At 66.6% G+C, this 16,486-nt stretch carries 19 protein-coding genes and 1 riboswitch; of the genes, 10 read left to right on the top strand and 9 right to left on the bottom strand.

What is annotated here, in order from left to right:
- Positions 1-47: 47 nt before the first annotated feature.
- Complete coding sequence (locus tag AC3WTE_RS12705; protein WP_492437893.1) at positions 48-2,525, bottom strand: phosphoketolase family protein; 2,478 nt, start codon at positions 2,523-2,525, stop codon at positions 48-50.
- 148 nt (positions 2,526-2,673) lie between these two features.
- Positions 2,674-2,762, top strand: a riboswitch (adenosylcobalamin (AdoCbl) riboswitch).
- Between the two features lie 45 nt (positions 2,763-2,807).
- Here AC3WTE_RS12705 and AC3WTE_RS12700 point away from each other — a divergent pair.
- The 6 genes from AC3WTE_RS12700 (at position 2,808) to AC3WTE_RS12675 (ending at position 6,326) form a co-directional block, all read left to right on the top strand.
- Complete coding sequence (locus AC3WTE_RS12700; protein WP_020100912.1) at positions 2,808-3,023, top strand: CbtB domain-containing protein; 216 nt, start codon at positions 2,808-2,810, stop codon at positions 3,021-3,023.
- A 15-nt stretch (positions 3,024-3,038) separates the two neighbouring features.
- Positions 3,039-3,947 (top strand): CbtA family protein, encoded by a 909-nt coding sequence (locus AC3WTE_RS12695; protein WP_492437892.1) that lies wholly within the window; start codon positions 3,039-3,041, stop codon positions 3,945-3,947.
- 57 nt (positions 3,948-4,004) lie between these two features.
- Complete coding sequence (locus tag AC3WTE_RS12690; RefSeq protein WP_492437890.1) at positions 4,005-4,415, top strand: YbjQ family protein; 411 nt, start codon at positions 4,005-4,007, stop codon at positions 4,413-4,415.
- A 170-nt stretch (positions 4,416-4,585) separates the two neighbouring features.
- Positions 4,586-5,053 carry a DUF4334 domain-containing protein gene (locus AC3WTE_RS12685; protein ID WP_492437888.1) on the top strand — a complete coding sequence of 156 codons (468 nt, stop codon included), beginning with the start codon at positions 4,586-4,588 and terminating at the stop codon, positions 5,051-5,053.
- Between the two features lie 65 nt (positions 5,054-5,118).
- On the top strand, positions 5,119-5,670 hold the full coding sequence (locus AC3WTE_RS12680; RefSeq protein ID WP_492438262.1) for a TetR/AcrR family transcriptional regulator: 552 nt from the start codon (positions 5,119-5,121) through the stop codon (positions 5,668-5,670).
- Between the two features lie 77 nt (positions 5,671-5,747).
- On the top strand, positions 5,748-6,326 hold the full coding sequence (locus AC3WTE_RS12675) for a (2Fe-2S)-binding protein (RefSeq protein ID WP_492437886.1): 579 nt from the start codon (positions 5,748-5,750) through the stop codon (positions 6,324-6,326).
- On the opposite strand, the gene AC3WTE_RS12670 is transcribed toward AC3WTE_RS12675, so the two are convergent.
- Entirely contained in the window at positions 6,292-7,641 is a 1,350-nt protein-coding gene (locus tag AC3WTE_RS12670) for a serine hydrolase (protein WP_492437885.1), read from the bottom strand. The genes AC3WTE_RS12675 and AC3WTE_RS12670 overlap by 35 nt on opposite strands.
- Positions 7,616-7,933, bottom strand: a complete 318-nt coding sequence (gene mhuD / locus AC3WTE_RS12665; RefSeq protein WP_459367141.1) for a mycobilin-forming heme oxygenase MhuD — start codon at positions 7,931-7,933, stop codon at positions 7,616-7,618. The genes AC3WTE_RS12670 and mhuD overlap by 26 nt, the downstream gene beginning before the upstream one ends.
- A gap of 90 nt (positions 7,934-8,023) precedes the next feature.
- Here mhuD and AC3WTE_RS12660 point away from each other — a divergent pair, with 90 nt between their 5' ends.
- Positions 8,024-8,782: an alpha/beta fold hydrolase gene (locus AC3WTE_RS12660; protein WP_492437883.1), complete on the top strand. Its 759-nt coding sequence runs from the start codon at positions 8,024-8,026 to the stop codon at positions 8,780-8,782.
- Here the strand turns inward: AC3WTE_RS12660 and AC3WTE_RS12655 are convergent, their stop codons facing one another.
- The gene (locus AC3WTE_RS12655; protein ID WP_492437882.1) at positions 8,783-9,010 is read right to left on the bottom strand and encodes a hypothetical protein; all 228 of its coding nucleotides are present in this window, start codon (positions 9,008-9,010) and stop codon (positions 8,783-8,785) included.
- A gap of 72 nt (positions 9,011-9,082) precedes the next feature.
- Here AC3WTE_RS12655 and AC3WTE_RS12650 point away from each other — a divergent pair, with 72 nt between their 5' ends.
- Positions 9,083-10,057 carry a helix-turn-helix domain-containing protein gene (locus AC3WTE_RS12650; RefSeq protein WP_492437881.1) on the top strand — a complete coding sequence of 325 codons (975 nt, stop codon included), beginning with the start codon at positions 9,083-9,085 and terminating at the stop codon, positions 10,055-10,057.
- Here AC3WTE_RS12650 and AC3WTE_RS12645 read toward each other — a convergent pair.
- Together AC3WTE_RS12645 and AC3WTE_RS12640 are read right to left on the bottom strand one after the other, a co-directional pair.
- Positions 10,054-10,398 (bottom strand): hypothetical protein, encoded by a 345-nt coding sequence (locus AC3WTE_RS12645; RefSeq protein ID WP_492437880.1) that lies wholly within the window; start codon positions 10,396-10,398, stop codon positions 10,054-10,056. The genes AC3WTE_RS12650 and AC3WTE_RS12645 overlap by 4 nt on opposite strands.
- A 114-nt stretch (positions 10,399-10,512) precedes the next feature.
- Positions 10,513-11,406, bottom strand: coding sequence for an HhH-GPD family protein (locus AC3WTE_RS12640; RefSeq protein ID WP_492437878.1), 894 nt, complete (start codon positions 11,404-11,406; stop codon positions 10,513-10,515).
- A 37-nt stretch (positions 11,407-11,443) separates the two neighbouring features.
- Here AC3WTE_RS12640 and AC3WTE_RS12635 point away from each other — a divergent pair, with 37 nt between their 5' ends.
- A complete protein-coding gene (locus AC3WTE_RS12635; RefSeq protein WP_492437877.1) occupies positions 11,444-12,061 on the top strand; it encodes a carbonic anhydrase in 618 nt (205 codons plus the stop codon).
- 180 nt (positions 12,062-12,241) lie between these two features.
- Positions 12,242-13,000: a hypothetical protein gene (locus AC3WTE_RS12630; protein WP_492438260.1), complete on the top strand. Its 759-nt coding sequence runs from the start codon at positions 12,242-12,244 to the stop codon at positions 12,998-13,000.
- A gap of 2 nt (positions 13,001-13,002) precedes the next feature.
- On the opposite strand, the gene disA is transcribed toward AC3WTE_RS12630, so the two are convergent.
- The 3 genes from disA to AC3WTE_RS12615 all read right to left on the bottom strand — a co-directional run bounded on the left by disA (position 13,003) and on the right by AC3WTE_RS12615 (position 16,193).
- The gene (disA, locus tag AC3WTE_RS12625; protein WP_492438258.1) at positions 13,003-14,082 is read right to left on the bottom strand and encodes a DNA integrity scanning diadenylate cyclase DisA; all 1,080 of its coding nucleotides are present in this window, start codon (positions 14,080-14,082) and stop codon (positions 13,003-13,005) included.
- A 74-nt stretch (positions 14,083-14,156) separates the two neighbouring features.
- Positions 14,157-15,551 (bottom strand): DNA repair protein RadA, encoded by a 1,395-nt coding sequence (gene radA / locus AC3WTE_RS12620; protein ID WP_459367132.1) that lies wholly within the window; start codon positions 15,549-15,551, stop codon positions 14,157-14,159.
- A 54-nt stretch (positions 15,552-15,605) separates the two neighbouring features.
- Positions 15,606-16,193, bottom strand: coding sequence for a copper chaperone PCu(A)C domain-containing protein (locus AC3WTE_RS12615; RefSeq protein WP_492437875.1), 588 nt, complete (start codon positions 16,191-16,193; stop codon positions 15,606-15,608).
- Between the last annotated feature and the right edge of the window lie 293 nt (positions 16,194-16,486).

Genomic DNA, 16,486 nt, shown 5'->3' with positions numbered 1-16,486 from the left:
TAACGCAACAGAAGGGCCTTCCCGCTTGTCGGGAAGGCCCTTCTGTTTTATTCGTTGTCCCCGCCCGTTGCCGCAGTGGCGTCGACGGCTGCCGTGTCGCCGGAGCGGCGTGCCGCGGGCCAGACCCAGTCACGTACGGCGGGCACGTCGTCGCCGTGCTCGCGGGTGTACTGGCGTGCGGCCAGCCGGGCGTCGACCATCTGCTGTCGTAGCGTCGCGCACGTCGACCCGAGCTCGGGCACCCGATCGATGACGTCGATAACCAGGTGGTAGCGGTCGAGGTCGTTGAGCATCACCATGTCGAACGGCGTCGTCGTGGTGCCCTCTTCCTTGTAACCGCGGACGTGCAGGTTCTCGTGGCCGGTCCGACGGTAGGTCAGCCGGTGAATCAGCCAGGGGTAGCCGTGGTAGGCGAAGATTATCGGCTTGTCGGCAGTGAAGATGGTGTCGAAATCGCGGTGGGACAGTCCGTGTGGATGCTCGGAATCGTCCTGCAGCCGCATGAGGTCGACGACGTTGACGAACCTGACCTTGAGGTCTGGCAGGTGAGTACGCAAGAGGTCTACCGCCGCCAGCGCCTCGAGAGTCGGCACATCGCCCGCCGCTGCGATCACCACGTCGGGATCGGAACCGAGCACCTCGTTGCCTGCCCATTCCCAGATACCCACACCGCGAGTGCAGTGCGCAATCGCCTGATCCATGGTGAGGAAATTGGGTGCCGGCTGCTTGCCCGAGACCACGACGTTGACGTACTGGCGAGACCGCAGGCAGTGGTCATACACCGACAACAGGGTGTTGGCGTCCGGCGGCAGGTAGACCCGCACGACGTCTGCGCTCTTGTTCACGACGTGGTCGATGAACCCCGGGTCCTGATGTGAGAACCCGTTGTGGTCCTGGCGCCAGACATGGCTGGACAGTAGGTAATTGAGGCTCGCGATGGGACGGCGCCAGGGAATGTGATTGGTGACCTTGAGCCACTTGGCGTGCTGGTTGAACATCGAGTCGATGATGTGGATGAACGCCTCGTAGCAGTTGAACAGACCGTGCCGGCCCGTCAGCAGATAGCCTTCGAGCCAGCCCTGGCACTGGTGTTCGGAGAGCATCTCCATCACCCGGCCGGCGCGCGCCAAGTGCTCGTCGACCTCGGGTGCGATGAACTCGGCGTTCCACTGTTTGTCGGTCACCTCGAACACCGCTTGCAGCCGGTTCGAGGCGGTCTCGTCCGGGCCGAAGACGCGGAAGTTGTCGGGGTTCTGCCGGATCACTTCCGTCAGCCATTGGCCCAGCACCCGCGGAGCTTCGGAGACGCTGCCGCACGGCACCGGCACGTCGACGGCGAAATCGCGGAAGTCGGGCAGTCGCAAATCTCTCAGCAGCAGTCCGCCGTTGGCATGCGGGTTGTCGCTCATCCGGAGGCGGCCTTCGGGCGCCAGTTCAGCGATCGAGGGGAGCAGCCTGCCGTCGTCGTCGAACAGTTCTTCGGCCCGGTAGGACGCCAGCCAGTCGTTGAGCACCTGCAGATGCTCGGGTGTATCGCGGGCATTGGCCAGCGGAACCTGATGTGCGCGCCATGACCCGGTGGTCTTCTTGCCGTCGATGTATGCCGGTCCGGTCCATCCCTTGGGGGTGCGGAACACGATCATCGGCCAGGCGGGCCGCTGCATCTGATCGGGATATTCTTCCAGCGCAACGGTTTTGATGCGGACGATCTCGTCCATCACCTCATCGAGCAGGGTGGCGAACCGCCGGTGCGCGTCCTCGTGATCGGTGTCGCCGTCGGCCACTTCGAAAAAGAACGGCGTGTGGCCGTAGCCGATCATCAGTGCCCGCAGCTCGTCTTCCGGGATACGTGCGAGCACGGTCGGATTGGCGATCTTGTAGCCGTTCAAGTGCAGGATGGGAAGCACCACACCATCTTTGGCCGGATTCAGGAACTTGTTCGAGTGCCAGCCGGTGGCCAGTGCGCCGGTTTCCGCTTCGCCGTCGCCGATCACGGCGGTCACCAGCAGGTCGGGATTGTCGAAGGCCGCGCCGTACGCGTGCGAGAGCACATACCCCAGCTCCCCACCCTCGTGGATCGAGCCGGGGGTTTCCGGTGCGACGTGTGACGGGATACCGCCGGGAAACGAGAATTGCCGGAACAGCCGGCGCAGTCCCTCTGCGTCGCTACTGATGTCGGGGTAGATCTCGCTGTAGGTGCCCTCCAAGTAGGCGTTCGCGACCAGCCCTGGACCGCCGTGGCCAGGTCCGGTGAGGTAGATCGTCGACTGGCCCCGAGCCTTGATGACGCGGTTGAGGTGGGCGTAGATGAAGTTCAATCCGGGGGTGGTGCCCCAGTGTCCGAGCAGCCGCGGCTTGACGTCCTCGCGGCTCAGCGGAGTGCGCAGCAGGGGATTGTCGAGCAGATAGATCTGGCCCACCGACAGGTAATTCGCGGCACGCCACCAGCGGTCGAGCTGGGCCAGCGTGTCGTCGTTCAACGGAGCGTCATCGACTGATTTCCATGAGACCGGCTGCACTGTCATCAAACGTATGTTGGTGCCCACCCGAAAACAAGCGAGGACCTCCGGCCCACGACTCGGCGAACTTCGTGTTACGCCGGAAATTACGCCGGGAATCGCCGGATTGTATTTCCGGTTCCACGTGGAACCGCCGCAGTGTAGATTCCTGTGCGTACGACGGCGCATGGAAGCCGGTGAGAATCCGGCACGGTTGCGCCACTGTGAGCCCTCCGCGGCGAGTCAGATCTTTCGCCGTCGTGCAGAACCGAACAAGTTGGGGCGCGTGACCCCGTAGGAGGTTTGACGATGACGAGTATTGCGGTTTCCAAGCCGGGTGTATCGACCAAGGCGCTCTCGGCCACTCGGGTGGCAGTGCTGCTCGGTGTGACCATCTTTCTGGCGATGCTGGCGTACTACCTCGTCGGCATCGACGAGGGCATGATGTCGATGTTCGGCAAGACCGTCGTGGTTCACGAGTGGGTCCACGACTCGCGGCACTTCCTCGGCTTCCCCTGCCACTGATCCACGGGACTCTTTGTGGAAATCCGCGTCATCGGGCGCGGAGCCCTCGCCGGCCTGATCGCCGGCATCTTGGGGTTCCTGTTTGCCTGGATTTTTGCTGAGCCCACCATCGACAAGGCCATCGACTACGAGTCCGGCCGCATGAATGTGCTGTCGACCGTCCACACGGCCATGGGACATCCCGTCGAGCCGGACGGGCCCGAGCTGTTCAGCCGAGCCATTCAGTCCGGCGTCGGCGCGGCCACCGGAATCATCGCGTTCTCGGTCGCGATGGGCGCCCTGGTGGCCGTCGCCTATCTGGTGCTGCATGGCCGGTTCGGTGTCCGGCCGAAGGTGCTGGGCTGGACCGTCGCAGGTTTCGGCTTTCTCGGCGTCTATCTGCTGCCGTTCGTGAAGTATCCGTCGAACCCACCGGCCGTCGGTCACGAGTTCACGATGGAGGCCCGCGGCTTCCTGTACCTAGGCATGGTGTGGGGATCGTTGACCCTGCTGGGGCTCGCGGTGTTCACGGCGCGCAAGCTTTCCGGCAAGGTCGGCTGGGCGCGTGCGGTCGCGATCGCGGTGGTCGGGTTCTTCGTGGTGTACGGCGGGCTGTTGGCGGCGCTGCCGTCGCTGGGAGACCTGTCGGCCAACGTCGAGCACGCCGGCGAGTTCGGCTTCGCGCGCGCGGCAACCGAGACGCCGCAGCCGATCACCAACACCTTCCCCACTCCGGTGACGGTCGACGGCAAGGCCTACGCCCCCGGCCAGCTCATCTATCCGGGCTTCGACGCCGACCTGCTGTGGAAATTCCGGTGGTACTCGCTGATCGACCAGGCGTTGATCTGGGCGGCCATCGGGCTGGTGTTCGGTGGGCTCGTCGAGCGTTACCTCGGGGGCACCAGCAAGACGGTGCCGGCGACCGATGTGGCAGCCGCCTTCTGACGATCGCGGTCGTTGCGCACTACAGTTCGACCCGTACCGACAGCGAAAGGTTGCAGCATGCTGGTTGTCACGACGAATGACCTGCCCGGGTGGGAGATTCAGCGCGTCTGCGGTGAGGTGTTCGGCCTGACTGTGCGCTCTCGCAACGCCTTCGCGCAGATGGGCGCCGGCTTCAAGGCGATGTTCGGCGGGGAGTTGCAGGGCATGACCAAGAACCTGGCCGAGAGCCGCAACGAGGCCATGGGCCGGCTCATCCAGGAATGTCAGGCGCGCGGCGGCAACGCCATCGTCGCGATGCGGTTCGACACCACCGAGATCGGCGATGTCTGGACCGAGATCTGCGCGTATGGCACTGCGGTGCAAGCGGTTCCGGTCACCGACGCGGCTCGCTACACGGCGCAGCAGTTGGGCTACGGCGGCGGACCGGGTGGTCAAGGCGGCCCCGGCGGCCCGGGCCCGACGGGGTAGTCCTCTCGGGGCCCAGATCTGGGCAATCACCCGACCGCTTGGGGATTGAGCTAGCCGTCGTGGGCCGGTCCGGACTACTTTATTGACGTAGCCGTAGTATTTGATTGTTGCCGAACCGGTTGGTTCGGGTCTACAGTCGGTTTCCGAACCAACTGACTTGGGAGGCTGTTGTGGACGCCGATACCGCCCGTGCTCGTTTCACTGAACTGCGGGGCCAGGCCCATGTCGATCCGGCCGAACTGGACGAAATCTGGGCCTCGCTGGACACCGTCAGATCGGCAGAGATCGTGGGGCACTGGAAAGGCGATGAGTTCGACACTGGGCACAAGATGAATGGCCAACTCCAGGCGGCGCGGTGGTACGGCAAGTTCTTCGACTCGATGAACGAGGTCGAGCCCATCGTCTGCTATGACGAAGCGGGGCAACTGTTTTCGAACCGCGACCTGAGCCGTGGGGGCGCGTCGTTGTGGGACATCGAGTTTCGTGGCGAGGTGACCGGCACCATGGTCTACGACGGACAGCCGGTGTTCGACCATTTCAAGCGGGTCGACGACGACACCCTGATGGGCATCATGAACGGCAAGCGGCAGCGCACCGACGACAAGCTGTTCTACTTTCTTCTCGAACGCGACCAGTGAGGTAGCTGGCTGTTACCCTGTTAGGCGCTATGAGGGCGGCCGGGCATGCAACACGTGAGCGCATCATGGCGGCCGCCAAGGCGGAATTCTCCGCCCTCGGATTTGCCGGTGCCCGGCTGAATCGCATTGCTGCCGAAGCCAACGCCAGCAAGGAACGGCTGTACAGCTACTTCCAGAGCAAGCAGAACCTGTTCGAGGCCGTGGTCGAGCAGTGGATTCAGGACGCTCCGTACGACGCGATCTTCAAGCCTGACGACGTCCCGGCGTACGCCGTGGCGCTCTTCGACTACATGGTGGCCGATCCCGTCGGGGCCCGTTTGCAGCGCTGGATCGAGCTGGAGGCTGCCGACGGGATGTTCGGTGACCACGTGCTGCGCCGCATCTTCCAGTCCAAGCTCGACCGGATCGCCGAAGCCCAGCACAGCGGCATCATCGACGCGTCGTGGCGACCGATGGATCTGCTGGTCCTGCTCAACGACATGACCTACGCGCTCGCCGCGGGCGGTTTCGGTATCGACCGCATCGTCGATCAGCCGATGTCCCCGGAAACCGCCGCGGTGCGTCGGGCCGCCGTCGCCGAAGCTGCCCGCCGGCTGGTTCGGCAACCCGGCGGGTGAATGACCACCTGGCCGCCTTCGGCCCTTTCTTTGCCATTGTGCGGCAGCAGGATTCGCCGGCAGAGCCGTGGCGGCCGATGTCAGAGCTGGCTGACCATCCGGACACGCTCGCCGCTCGCGTGCAGAAGGTGCGGCATGCACTGATGGGCAACGGGGAACCGGAGACTCGTGTCGCCGCGTCGGTCGCGCATCTCGGGCTGGTGGCGCGGTTGATCGCGCCGATGATCGGCGCTGCCGCTCTCGGTGAGCCGGTTTCGTGGTCGCTGGCCGACCTGGCCTGGCAGGACGAACTGGGCGGGCCGTACCCGCTGGCGGTGACGGCAGCGGATAACCCGGGGCCGCCCGCCGTCGACGCCATCACCGAGGCGTTCGGACCATTCGGCGTCAGCCAGAAAGTGCTGTGGGGCAACGTGGGATCAGCGGCCAACAGCGCAGCCCAGCAGGTCGGCCGGGTCCGGCAGGACTTGGCCGAGATGGCTCGACACGCGGCCGACGCGGTGCTCGCAGACCCCAGGGTCGACGGCGGCGCACTGCGGTCGGGGCCGGCTTTCCGGCGTAACAGCTGCTGCCTGATCTACAAGTTGGCGGGCGACCGGGCGGCATGCTGCGGCGACTGTGTGCTCACCGCACCGGAATCAGGTCGAACGCCTGCTTGACGATGCTCAGCAGCCACTGCGCCGCGGTTTGCCCCTTGAACGTCGGCCAGGTCAGCTGAAAGTTCACCACCCACGGCTGGCCCGTGTGGTCGACGGCGTACCAGCTGAATCCAAGGTCACCGGGCAGATTGCCGCCTTTGGAACCGAGGTACGGCCACTTGGTGCGGTCCAGGTCGATGCCGGAGACCTTCGACATGATGTCGCGTACCGGTGCTGCGGGCCCGACAGCGGCAGCCTGCACCGCGACGTGCTCGCGGCAGATGTCTGCGGCGCTGCCGTACCACTCCGCCCCGATGCTGGATGCAGGCGTGCGCGTCCGGTACGGATCCGGCTCGTAGGGGCGGGAACTCACCTGCTGCAGCAGTGCGGTGCGCTGGGCCTTGGTGCCGTTCTTCCACTCGTCGCGGACATCGGGCTTACCCCAGCCGATGGAGAACAGCTCGTGCATGGTCGGGTAGGGCGTCAGGCTCGCCGGATCGTGGTGCCCGGCGACGACCAGAGCCTGATCGACCGCGGCCGGTCCCACTTTGTTGATCAGCATGTCGGTGGCCATGTTGTCGCTGACCGAGATCATCTGCTGCGCGGTCTCGCGGACCGTCACCTGCGTACCCGGCGCCAGGTTGTCCATGCCGGCCGAACCGAGCTTCTTGCCCTCTGCGGTGACAGTGACCTTGTCGTCCCAACTGAGGGTGCCGGCTGACACCGCTCGCGCAACCGCAAGCAGCACATAGATTTTCATGATCGACGCCAGCGGCATCGGCTCGTCGACGTTGGTGCCGGCGACCTTGACGCACTTGCCGTCGACGACCTTGGCCACCTGATACGAGTAGTGGGCTCCGGACTTGGCGATCTGCGCATCGACGTCGGCCCATGACTTGACCGGCGGCGGACGCAGCGAGACCTCCATACGGTCGACGGTGCCCTTGCCGTCGACGTGCAGCTGGATGTCCTGGTTCACGCCATAGGAGTTGCTGACGTGCAAGGTCGACTGCCCGGCGCCGATGTCGATGCCGGTGAGCTTGAACGGCCGGTCCCACCAGATCCACTTCATCCGGTAGGTGATGTCGTCCACCTGGTCGGGCGCGGCAAGGGTCTTCACCCCGGCCGGCTCGATGGACCAGTCCGAGTTGAGCATGTCCATCGTCTGCCGGGACCGCATGCCCTGCGGGGTGCTCATGTCGATCAGCGCACCATAGGCAGCGCTCGATAGCGGCGGGGCGGCGGCGGGCGTGCTGCAGCCACCCAAGACGACGATGACTGCGCCGGCCGTGGCCAGCGCAGTACGGGTCTTACGCCTGCTGGCCCGAACCAGCAACGTCCAACACAACCTCGAATTCGAGCAGGGATGCTCCGGTGGCGACGGGGTTGGCCCGCTGCCCGGCATGAGCCTCGACGGCCGGGCCGGTGGCCCAGGCCTGGAACGCCTCGTCGGACTCCCACTGCGTCACCACGAAGTAGCGGTTCTCGCCCTTGACCGGGCGCAGCAGCTGGAACCCGAGGAAGCCGGGCTGGCCGTCCACAGCGTGGGCGCGGTTCGCGAACCGCTTCTCCAATTCCGGGCCGGCGTTGGGCGGAACTTCGATCGCGTTGATCTTCACCACAGACATGTGGTTCAGGTTACCGCGCTGCCCAGCCGTGCCGGAGGCGCGCAATGGGCACAGTGCGGGAGGGCCCGCCCTCGCAGGCAATATAGGTCTATGACGACGGACCTGCTCACCGCCCGAGGCGGCACCGGCGAGCCGATTGTGCTGGTGCACGGACTGATGGGCCGCGGGACGACGTGGGACCGGCAGTTGCCGTGGCTGACCGATCTGGGCGAGGTCTACACCTACGACGCGCCGTGGCATCGTGGCCGTGGCGTCCACGATGCGGAGCCGACCAGCACCGAACGGTTCGTCGCCGACCTGGCCGACGCGGTCGGCTCACTGGGGCGCCCGGCGCGGATGATCGGGCACTCGATGGGCGGGTTGCACAGCTGGTGTCTGGCCGCGGCCCATCCGGAACTGGTCACCGCTTTGGTGGTCGAGGACATGGCTGCGGATTTCGTCGGCTTCACCATCGGTGCCTGGGAACCATGGGCGCACGCCCTGCCGGTCGAGTTTGATTCGGAACAGCACGTTCTCGACATGTTCGGCCCGATAGCCGGCCGCTATTTTCTGGAAGCGTTCGACCGCACCGAGACCGGCTGGCGACTGCATGGCGAGGCCAGTCGCTGGGTGGCGATCGCCGCCGAATGGGGCACTCGCGACTACTGGCAGCAGTGGGCCGCGGTGCGGGTGCCGACGCTTCTCATCGAAGCCGGCAACTCGGTCGCGCCGCCGGGGCAGATGCGCAAGATGGCCGAGATCGGCTACCAGACAACGTATGTGGAAGTGCCTGGAGCCGGTCACCTCGTGCACGACGACGCTCCCGACGTCTACCGCCGCGCGGTCGCGGATTTTCTCGCGTCCGTCTGACTATTCGAATCGGGAGCGCACCGCGGCGAGGTCGTGCTCGGCGCGGGCCAGGTCCCGGCTGTCGCCGACTCCTGTCCACTCTCGGCTGTCGCCGACGTCGGTCCAAGCGAAATTGCCGAAACCATTACGCGCACCGGGATTTCGGGTGATGGCGCTCAGTGCGGCGCCGAGTGCGAATGGGGCGACCATGATCGCGACCATCGCGAGCAAGGTCAGGACGGTGTTCATACCGATAATTGTCAGATCGGCGGCAACCGAATAAACAGTGGCAGTTCGGACGGTAATCGATAAAATGCTGCCATGATCAAGAGTGTCTCGGTCCTGGTGATGGACGGGGTGGCGCCGTTCGAGTTCGGCGTGGTGTGTGAGGTGTTCGGTATCGACAGATCGGCCGACGGCGTACCGAACTTCGACTTCAAGGTGTGTGGACCGGAGGCCGGACGGCCGGTACGGACGGCAGTCGGCGCGTCACTGATCCCCGACCACGGAATCGACCAGCTCCTGGGGGCCGACCTGGTGGCCATACCGGCGGTGGCGGGTCCCGACTATCCGCAGGCGGCGCTCGATGCCATTCGCGATGCCGCGGACTCCGGCTCGATGATCCTGACCATCTGCTCGGGAGTCTTCGTCGCCGGCGCGGCGGGCCTGCTCGACGGCCGCGCGTGCACCACGCACTGGATGCATGCGGACAAGCTGGCCCGCATGTTTCCCACCGCTCGCGTCGATCGCGATGTGCTCTTCGTCGACGATGGAAATCTGATCACCAGTGCGGGCACCGCCGCGGGTATCGACGCCTGCCTGCATTTGGTGCGTCGCGAATTGGGTAGCGAGATCACCAACAAGATCGCCCGTCGCATGGTGGTGCCGCCGCAGCGCGACGGCGGTCAGCGTCAGTTCATCGAGCAGCCGATCCCGGTGCGGTGCTCGGAAGGTTTTGCGCCCCATCTGGATTGGATTCTCACCAACCTGCGTCAGCCGCACACGGTGGACAGCCTGGCCAAGCGCGCCAGCATGTCGGGCCGGACCTTCGCGCGGCGTTTCGTCGAGGAGACCGGACGAACCCCGATGCAGTGGGTCACCGACCAGCGTGTGCTCTACGCCCGCAGGTTGCTGGAGGAGACGGACCTCGACGTCGACCGGGTGGCCGACAAGGCCGGATTCGGTACCGCGACCCTGCTGCGGCACCACTTCCGGCGCGTTGTCGGCGTCAATCCGTCGGATTACCGACGGCGGTTCTCCTGCCCGCTCGGGCTGGCATCACAACAGGGTGGCTAGCCCTGCGGGCGGCACTGCACGTTGACGTACACGGTGTCGAACTGGCCGGAGTCGATCCGCTGGCCCCTGCCGTCGAAGTTGCTGCCGGACAACCCGTGCACGTCGGTCACCGAGCACGCGGACAGCGGCCCGGAGGTGCTGGTGTTGACCTGGACGTGATAGCCGCGGGACTGCAGCTCGTGGATGGTGTCGACGGCCGAGCCGCCGCCGGTCGGCAGCGCAGACGCGGTGGCCGGGGCGAGGGCCGCGGCGGCCATTGCGGCTGCGGCGGCTCCGGCAATGACGAGGCCGCGACGACGGTTGTTTGCCTTCTGTTCACCTGAAATTCGGTATGCGGTCATGCTTCAGTTCTATCCGAGGATTTCGGCATGTGGTAGCGACTCATGCCGTTCTCATTGGAACGGGCCTGTTTCCATGCCGTTCTCACGTAAACGGAGCCCGGCCTCGCCCGGCGGTCAGTCCGCGCGCTCACCTTCGCCGGCCAGCGCGTACCGGTCATCGGCGGTCTGCTCGACCAGGCCGTCGACCAGCAGCGAGTCCAAAGCCCGGTCACGCTGTGCGGTGTCGGTGAGCCACGCCACGTCCAACTGGGCGCGGGTCACCGGTGTTGCGCTGCCGCGCAACACATCCAGCAGCCGGCCCCGCACCTGGCGGTCGGTGCCGGCGTATTTCTGCACCGGCCGCGTTGGTGTGGCGATCTCGGGGTGCCCGGCGCTCCGCCAGGCGCACGTGGTCAGCGGGCATATGCCGCATTTCGGTGCACGGGCAGTGCAGACGATCGCGCCGAGTTCCATCAGTGCCGCCGAAAACACATGTGCGGTGCCATCTTTCGGCAGCAGTGCGGCGACGTCGTCCAGGTCACGGGTGCGCGCCGGGGTGTCGGCCACGCCACGCACCGTGCGCGCGACCACCCGGCGCACGTTGGTATCGACCACCGGAACGTCCTGCTGGTAGGCGAAACATGCGACGGCCCGTGCGGTGTACGCACCGATGCCCGGCAGTGTCAGCAGGGTCTCGATGTCCCGGGGCACTTCGTCGTCGTGCTGGGTGGCGATGACTTCGGCGCATTCGTGTAATCGCTTGGCGCGGCGCGGATAGCCCAATTTGCCCCAGGCGCGCAGCACGTCCGCGGCGCCGGCCGCGGCGGTCGCGGACGGGGTGGGCCAGCGGGCGATCCACTCCCGCCAGATCGGTTCGACCCGCGAAACCGGGGTCTGCTGCAACATGAACTCGCTGACCAGGATTTGCCATGCGGTCACATCCGGGGCGCGCCACGGCAGGTCGCGCTGCGCCGTGCGATACCAATCCAGGAGCTCGTCGGCGGGTATGAGAATTCGCCCTGAACTCATTGCGCATCCACTATGCGAGCAGGGCACAATGGGCGACATGCCCAACTCGAACCCGATAAGCGCCTGGAAAGCACTCAGAGAGGGTAACGATCGCTTCGTTGCCGGCGAGTCGCTGCACCCCAGCCAGAGCATCGAGCGCCGGACCGAGCTGGCCGGCGGGCAGAAGCCGACGGCCGTGCTCTTCGGTTGCGCCGACAGCCGCGTCGCCGCCGAGATCATCTTCGATCAAGGGCTCGGCGACATGTTCGTGGTGCGTACCGCCGGCCACGTCCTCGATTCCTCGGTGATCGGGTCCATCGAGTACGCAGTGGCGATCCTCGAGGTGCCGCTGATCGTCGTGCTGGGCCACGACAGCTGTGGTGCGGTGCAGGCCACCATCACCGCATTGGACGACGGCTCGGTGCCGGGCGGATTTGTGCGGGACATCGTCGAGCGGGTGACGCCGTCGATCCTGGTCGGCCGCCGAGAGGGACTCACTGAGGTTGACGAGCTCGAGGCCAAGCACGTCAATGAGACGGTGCGCCTGCTGAGCGAACGGTCCAACATCATCGCCGAGCGCCTGGCGTCGGCGAAGGTCGCGATCGTCGGCGCCACCTATCACCTGGCCGAGGGCCGCGTGACCAAGCGCGACCACATCGGCGACATCGGCGAGTAGTCGGCCCGCCGACGTGGCGAGTAGTCGGCCCGCCGACGTGGCGAGTAGCCAGAGGTCCAGTTCACAGACGACACGCCGCACCGGGTCAGGGCGCACCAGGTTTCGTGCCCTTACCGTGACAATGTGCCCGATCTAGAGCCGCATGGCCCGCTGCCATCCCAGATCTATTGGCGACGGCGGATGCTGGCCATCGGTGTCGGCGCGGTCGTCCTGCTCCTGGTCGTGATCATCGGGGTCGTTGTCTTCAGCAACAGCACGGGCGATTCCAAACAGTCTCAGCCCTCCGCGAAGACGTCGACGTCCGCGACCCCGCTGCCGGGTGAGACGCCCGGGGTCAAGAGTCCGATCGTGCCGCCGCCCGGGAACGCGCCGCCGGCCCCGACACCCACCCCGACCACGGCGGTCACCCCGCCGCCCGTGCTCAAGGCCGGTGACGACTGCCCGGACAGCACGCTCGCGGCCAAGGGCATCACCAACCAGCCCACGTACGTGATCGGCGACCAGCCGAAGTTCACCATGGTGGTCACCAATATCGGCCTGGTCGAGTGCAAGCGGGATGTCGGTGCCGCGGTGCTGGCCGCCTACGTCTACTCGCTGGACAACAACCGGCTGTGGTCCAACCTGGACTGCGCGCCGTCGAACGAGACCCTCGTCCGTGCCTTCAAGCCGGGCGAGCAGGTGACCACCGAGGTGACGTGGACCGGCATGGGCTCGGCGCCCAACTGCCCGTTGCCGCGGCAGGCGATAGGCCCGGGCACGTACAACCTGGTCGTCCAGCTCGGCAACCTGCGGTCGGCTCCGGTGCCGTTCGTCCTGTCGGAGGCGCACCAGCCCGGGCCGGGTGAGCCGCCGGCCGGTGAAGCCCCGGCGCCGGCTCCTGCTCCCGCTCCGGCCGCACCTGCGCCCGGCGAGCCGACGCTGCCCGGCCCCGCCAACTGAACTCAGGCCAAGCGGTCGGCGATAGTCGACTCGGCGAGCAACGACAAACCCTCGCGGATGTGGCGGGCCCACATGGACCCGATGCCTTCCACCGACTGTAGGTCGTCGGAGCTGGCGGCCAGCAGGCCCTGCAACGATCCGAACGAGCGCACCAACAGATCGACGTGCGCGAACTGCAGGCGAGGGATGCCGGCCATGGCCCGGTAGCCCCGTGAACTCATCGCCGAATCCTGCGCCTCGGCAGTCGACGGATAGCCGAAAACCCTTGCGAGCGTGGTGAAGTCGAGCAGTTCATTGTCGCTAAGTGCGTCGAGCTCCTCGAGCGTGGCGGTCACCTGGTCGGCGGTCGGCGGGTCGGGGTTGGCGTGGTAGTCGCGGACGATCAGTTCGCGAGCGGCATCGTTGTCGCCGACGAGTTCGTCGAGCTGCAGCTTGAGCTGACGCCCGTCGGTACCGAGCTCGACGACGTCGGCGTCGATCTCGAGGCTGATCCGGCGGACCATCTCCATGCGCTGCACGACGGTCATGACGTCCCGCAGCGTCACGAAGTCCTCGATCTCGGCCATCGACAGCTGCTTGCTGACCTCGTCGAGGCGGAACTTGTACCGCTCCAGCGTGGCGATGGTCTGGTTGGCGCGGGACAGGATGGTGGCCGATTCCGGGACGACGTGCCGCTCACCGGCCACGTACACCGTCACGATGCTCATCGAATGGCTGACCGACACCACCGGGAAACCGGTCTGGATGGCCGCGCGCTCGGCGGACCGGTGCCGGGTACCGGATTCGTCGGTGGGGATGGAGGGATCGGGCACCAGCTGGACGTTGGCCCGCAGGATTCGGGTGAGGTCGCTCGAGAGCACCACGGCGCCGTCCATCTTCGACAGCTCCCGCAGCCGGGTCGGCGCGAAGCGGACGTCCAGCGGGAAGCCGCCGTCACAGATGGACTCGACACTGTCGTCGTAGCCCAGCACGATCAGCCCACCGGTACGGCCGCGCAGGATGCGCTCCAGCCCGTCCCGCAGGGGGGTGCCGGGCGCCAGCTTGCCCAACGTCTCGCGCAATGTCGGTCGGGCCAGGTGCACGACGTTGCCCCGCCCGGCGCGATTCGCTGCTTTCACCGACATCGGTGTACTCCTCGGTGGTTTCCGGCCGGGCTCTACCCGGTCCGGTCCACATTCTCTGTGATCTTGCGCAACACCCGCAACGCCGCGGTGATGTTGTCCGCCGGGAGTACCCGAAGACCTCGCGGCGGCGACTCGATTCCGGTGGGCACCACCGCTGTCGTGAAGCCGAGTCGGGCGGCCTCGGCAAGCCGGCGGTCCATGCCGGTGACCCGGCGCAGATCGCCGGCCAGGCCCACCTCGCCGATCGCGATCGCGGTGGCCGGCAGCGGCAGATCGGTGTACGCCGACGCGATGGCCAATGCGACCGCCAGATCCGATGAGGGGTCGGTCAACCGCATGCCACCCACCGTGGACAGGTAGATGTCGTTGCTGCCGACCGGCAGCCGTGCCCGCTTCTCCAGCACCGCGGTGATCATGGCGGCACGGGCCGAGTCGATGCCGCTGACCGCGCGGCGCGGCGATCCGGCCGAGGGTGAGCCGATCAGGGCTTGCACCTCGCCGATCAGTGGCCGCTTGCCGTCCAGGCTGACCGTCACCGCGGTGCCGGACACCGGGGCCGGCCGCTGGTCGAGGAAGAGCCCCGACGGGTCGGCGACACATTCGATTCCGTTGTCGTGCAACATGAAACAGCCGACCTCGTCGGCCGCGCCGAAGCGGTTCTTGACGCCGCGGACCATGCGCAACGCCGAAGCGCGGTCACCTTCGAAGTGCAGCACCACGTCGACCAGGTGCTCCAGCGAGCGCGGCCCGGCGATGGCGCCGTCCTTGGTGACGTGGCCGACGAGGACCATGGCGATGCCCGTGGTTTTGGCCGCCATGGTGAGCGCGGTGGTGACGGCGCGGACCTGCGTCACGCCGCCGGTGACGCCCTCGGCCTCGGCGGTGGACATGGTCTGCACCGAATCCACCACGACCAACGTGGGCTGGACCGCCTCGATGTGGCCGAGCGCGGTCTGCAGGTCTGACTCGGCAGCCAGGTAGACGTCGTCGTGCGTGCAGCCGGTGCGTTCGGCCCGCAGCCGGATCTGCCCGGCCGATTCCTCGCCGGACAGATAGAGCGCCCGGCGGCCGGACATGGCCCAGCGGTGTGCGACCTCGAGTAGCAGCGTCGACTTGCCGACGCCGGGATCGCCGGCCAGCAGCGTCACCGACCCCGGCACGACGCCGCCGCCCAGCACGCGGTCCAATTCGCTGATCCCGGTGTGGAAGTGCCTGGTGGTGCCCGGATCGATCGAGCTGATCGGCACGGCAGGGGAGGCGGGTGCGACGGCCCGGTGTGTTGCGGGCGTCAGCGAGTTCAGAACCGCGACTTCGGTGACCGTGCCCCAGGTGCCGCAGTCGGGGCAGCGGCCCACCCATTTAGCCGTTGTGTGCTGGCATTCCGAGCACCGAAACTGCGAACGTACTTTCGAACCGGTTCTGGCCATGCCGCGAACTTAGTCGTCGGCACCGACAGAATCGGGCAGGCGCAGCGGAGCGACTCAGTGATGTCCCTCGCCGGCGGCAGGTGCCGCCGCAGCGTCACCGGCCTCGCGACGCGGGGCGTCGCCGGCGGAGATCGGGACGGCGATGGTCTTCTCTCCGGCATTCTGGAACTTGAACGTGAAGTTGTAGTTCAGGCCGTTGCTGATGGGCTTGGTCAGCGCCACCATCGCGATGGAGGTCGTGGCGTCCTCGGACCGCGGCAGGGTCTGCTTCTGGCCGTCCGGGGTGCCGACCAGCAGCACACCGCCCGCGGGCACCGTGGTGCCGCCGTTGATCATCACCTCACCGGCGTCAGAGCTGATGCCGACGAGCTTGTCGGGGTTCTCGAGCGACTTGTTGGTCGCGACGAACAGCAGCTCGACCATGGTGCCGGGCTTGACGAAGTCGCGCGTCTGGGGTGCGCGCAGGTACACGTTGCGCAGGTCCACGCCGGCCTTCTCGTTGCCGATGGTGGTGGCGGTGCCGTTGACCGCAGGCAGCTGGTTCGCGCTCTGTGAGACCTGGCCGCTGCTGCAGCCGGTGAGCGTCACCGCGGTGGCCAGCCCGAAGGCGGCCAGCGTGACGGCAGAAGTGCGCGATTTCATGCGGTTCACTCAAGCCTCCTGCTTGGGCGCCAGCGGCGATGCGCGTGACGGCCTCGGGTATGTCCTGCTGTGCTCCCCGGACTGGTCCGGCGTTCGACTATGCAGAGTAGTAGGTGGCGATGGACGGCGGTAGCGGAGGCCCGTCATCGGCCTGGTTCGAGCGTATTTCCGGCTGGGAACGACCGGTGAATGGGACGTGAATCGGGCGCAATTCGGCCGTATTGTGGCCCTCGCCACTGCACGTAAACGCCACGCTGTCAACCCCTTTCGCGCATCTGCATGGCCCCTGACCT

The sequence above is a fragment of the Mycobacterium sp. FW102-FHT13B02 genome, from assembly GCF_058790275.1.
This window is presented reverse-complemented; position numbering and strand designations above follow the sequence as displayed.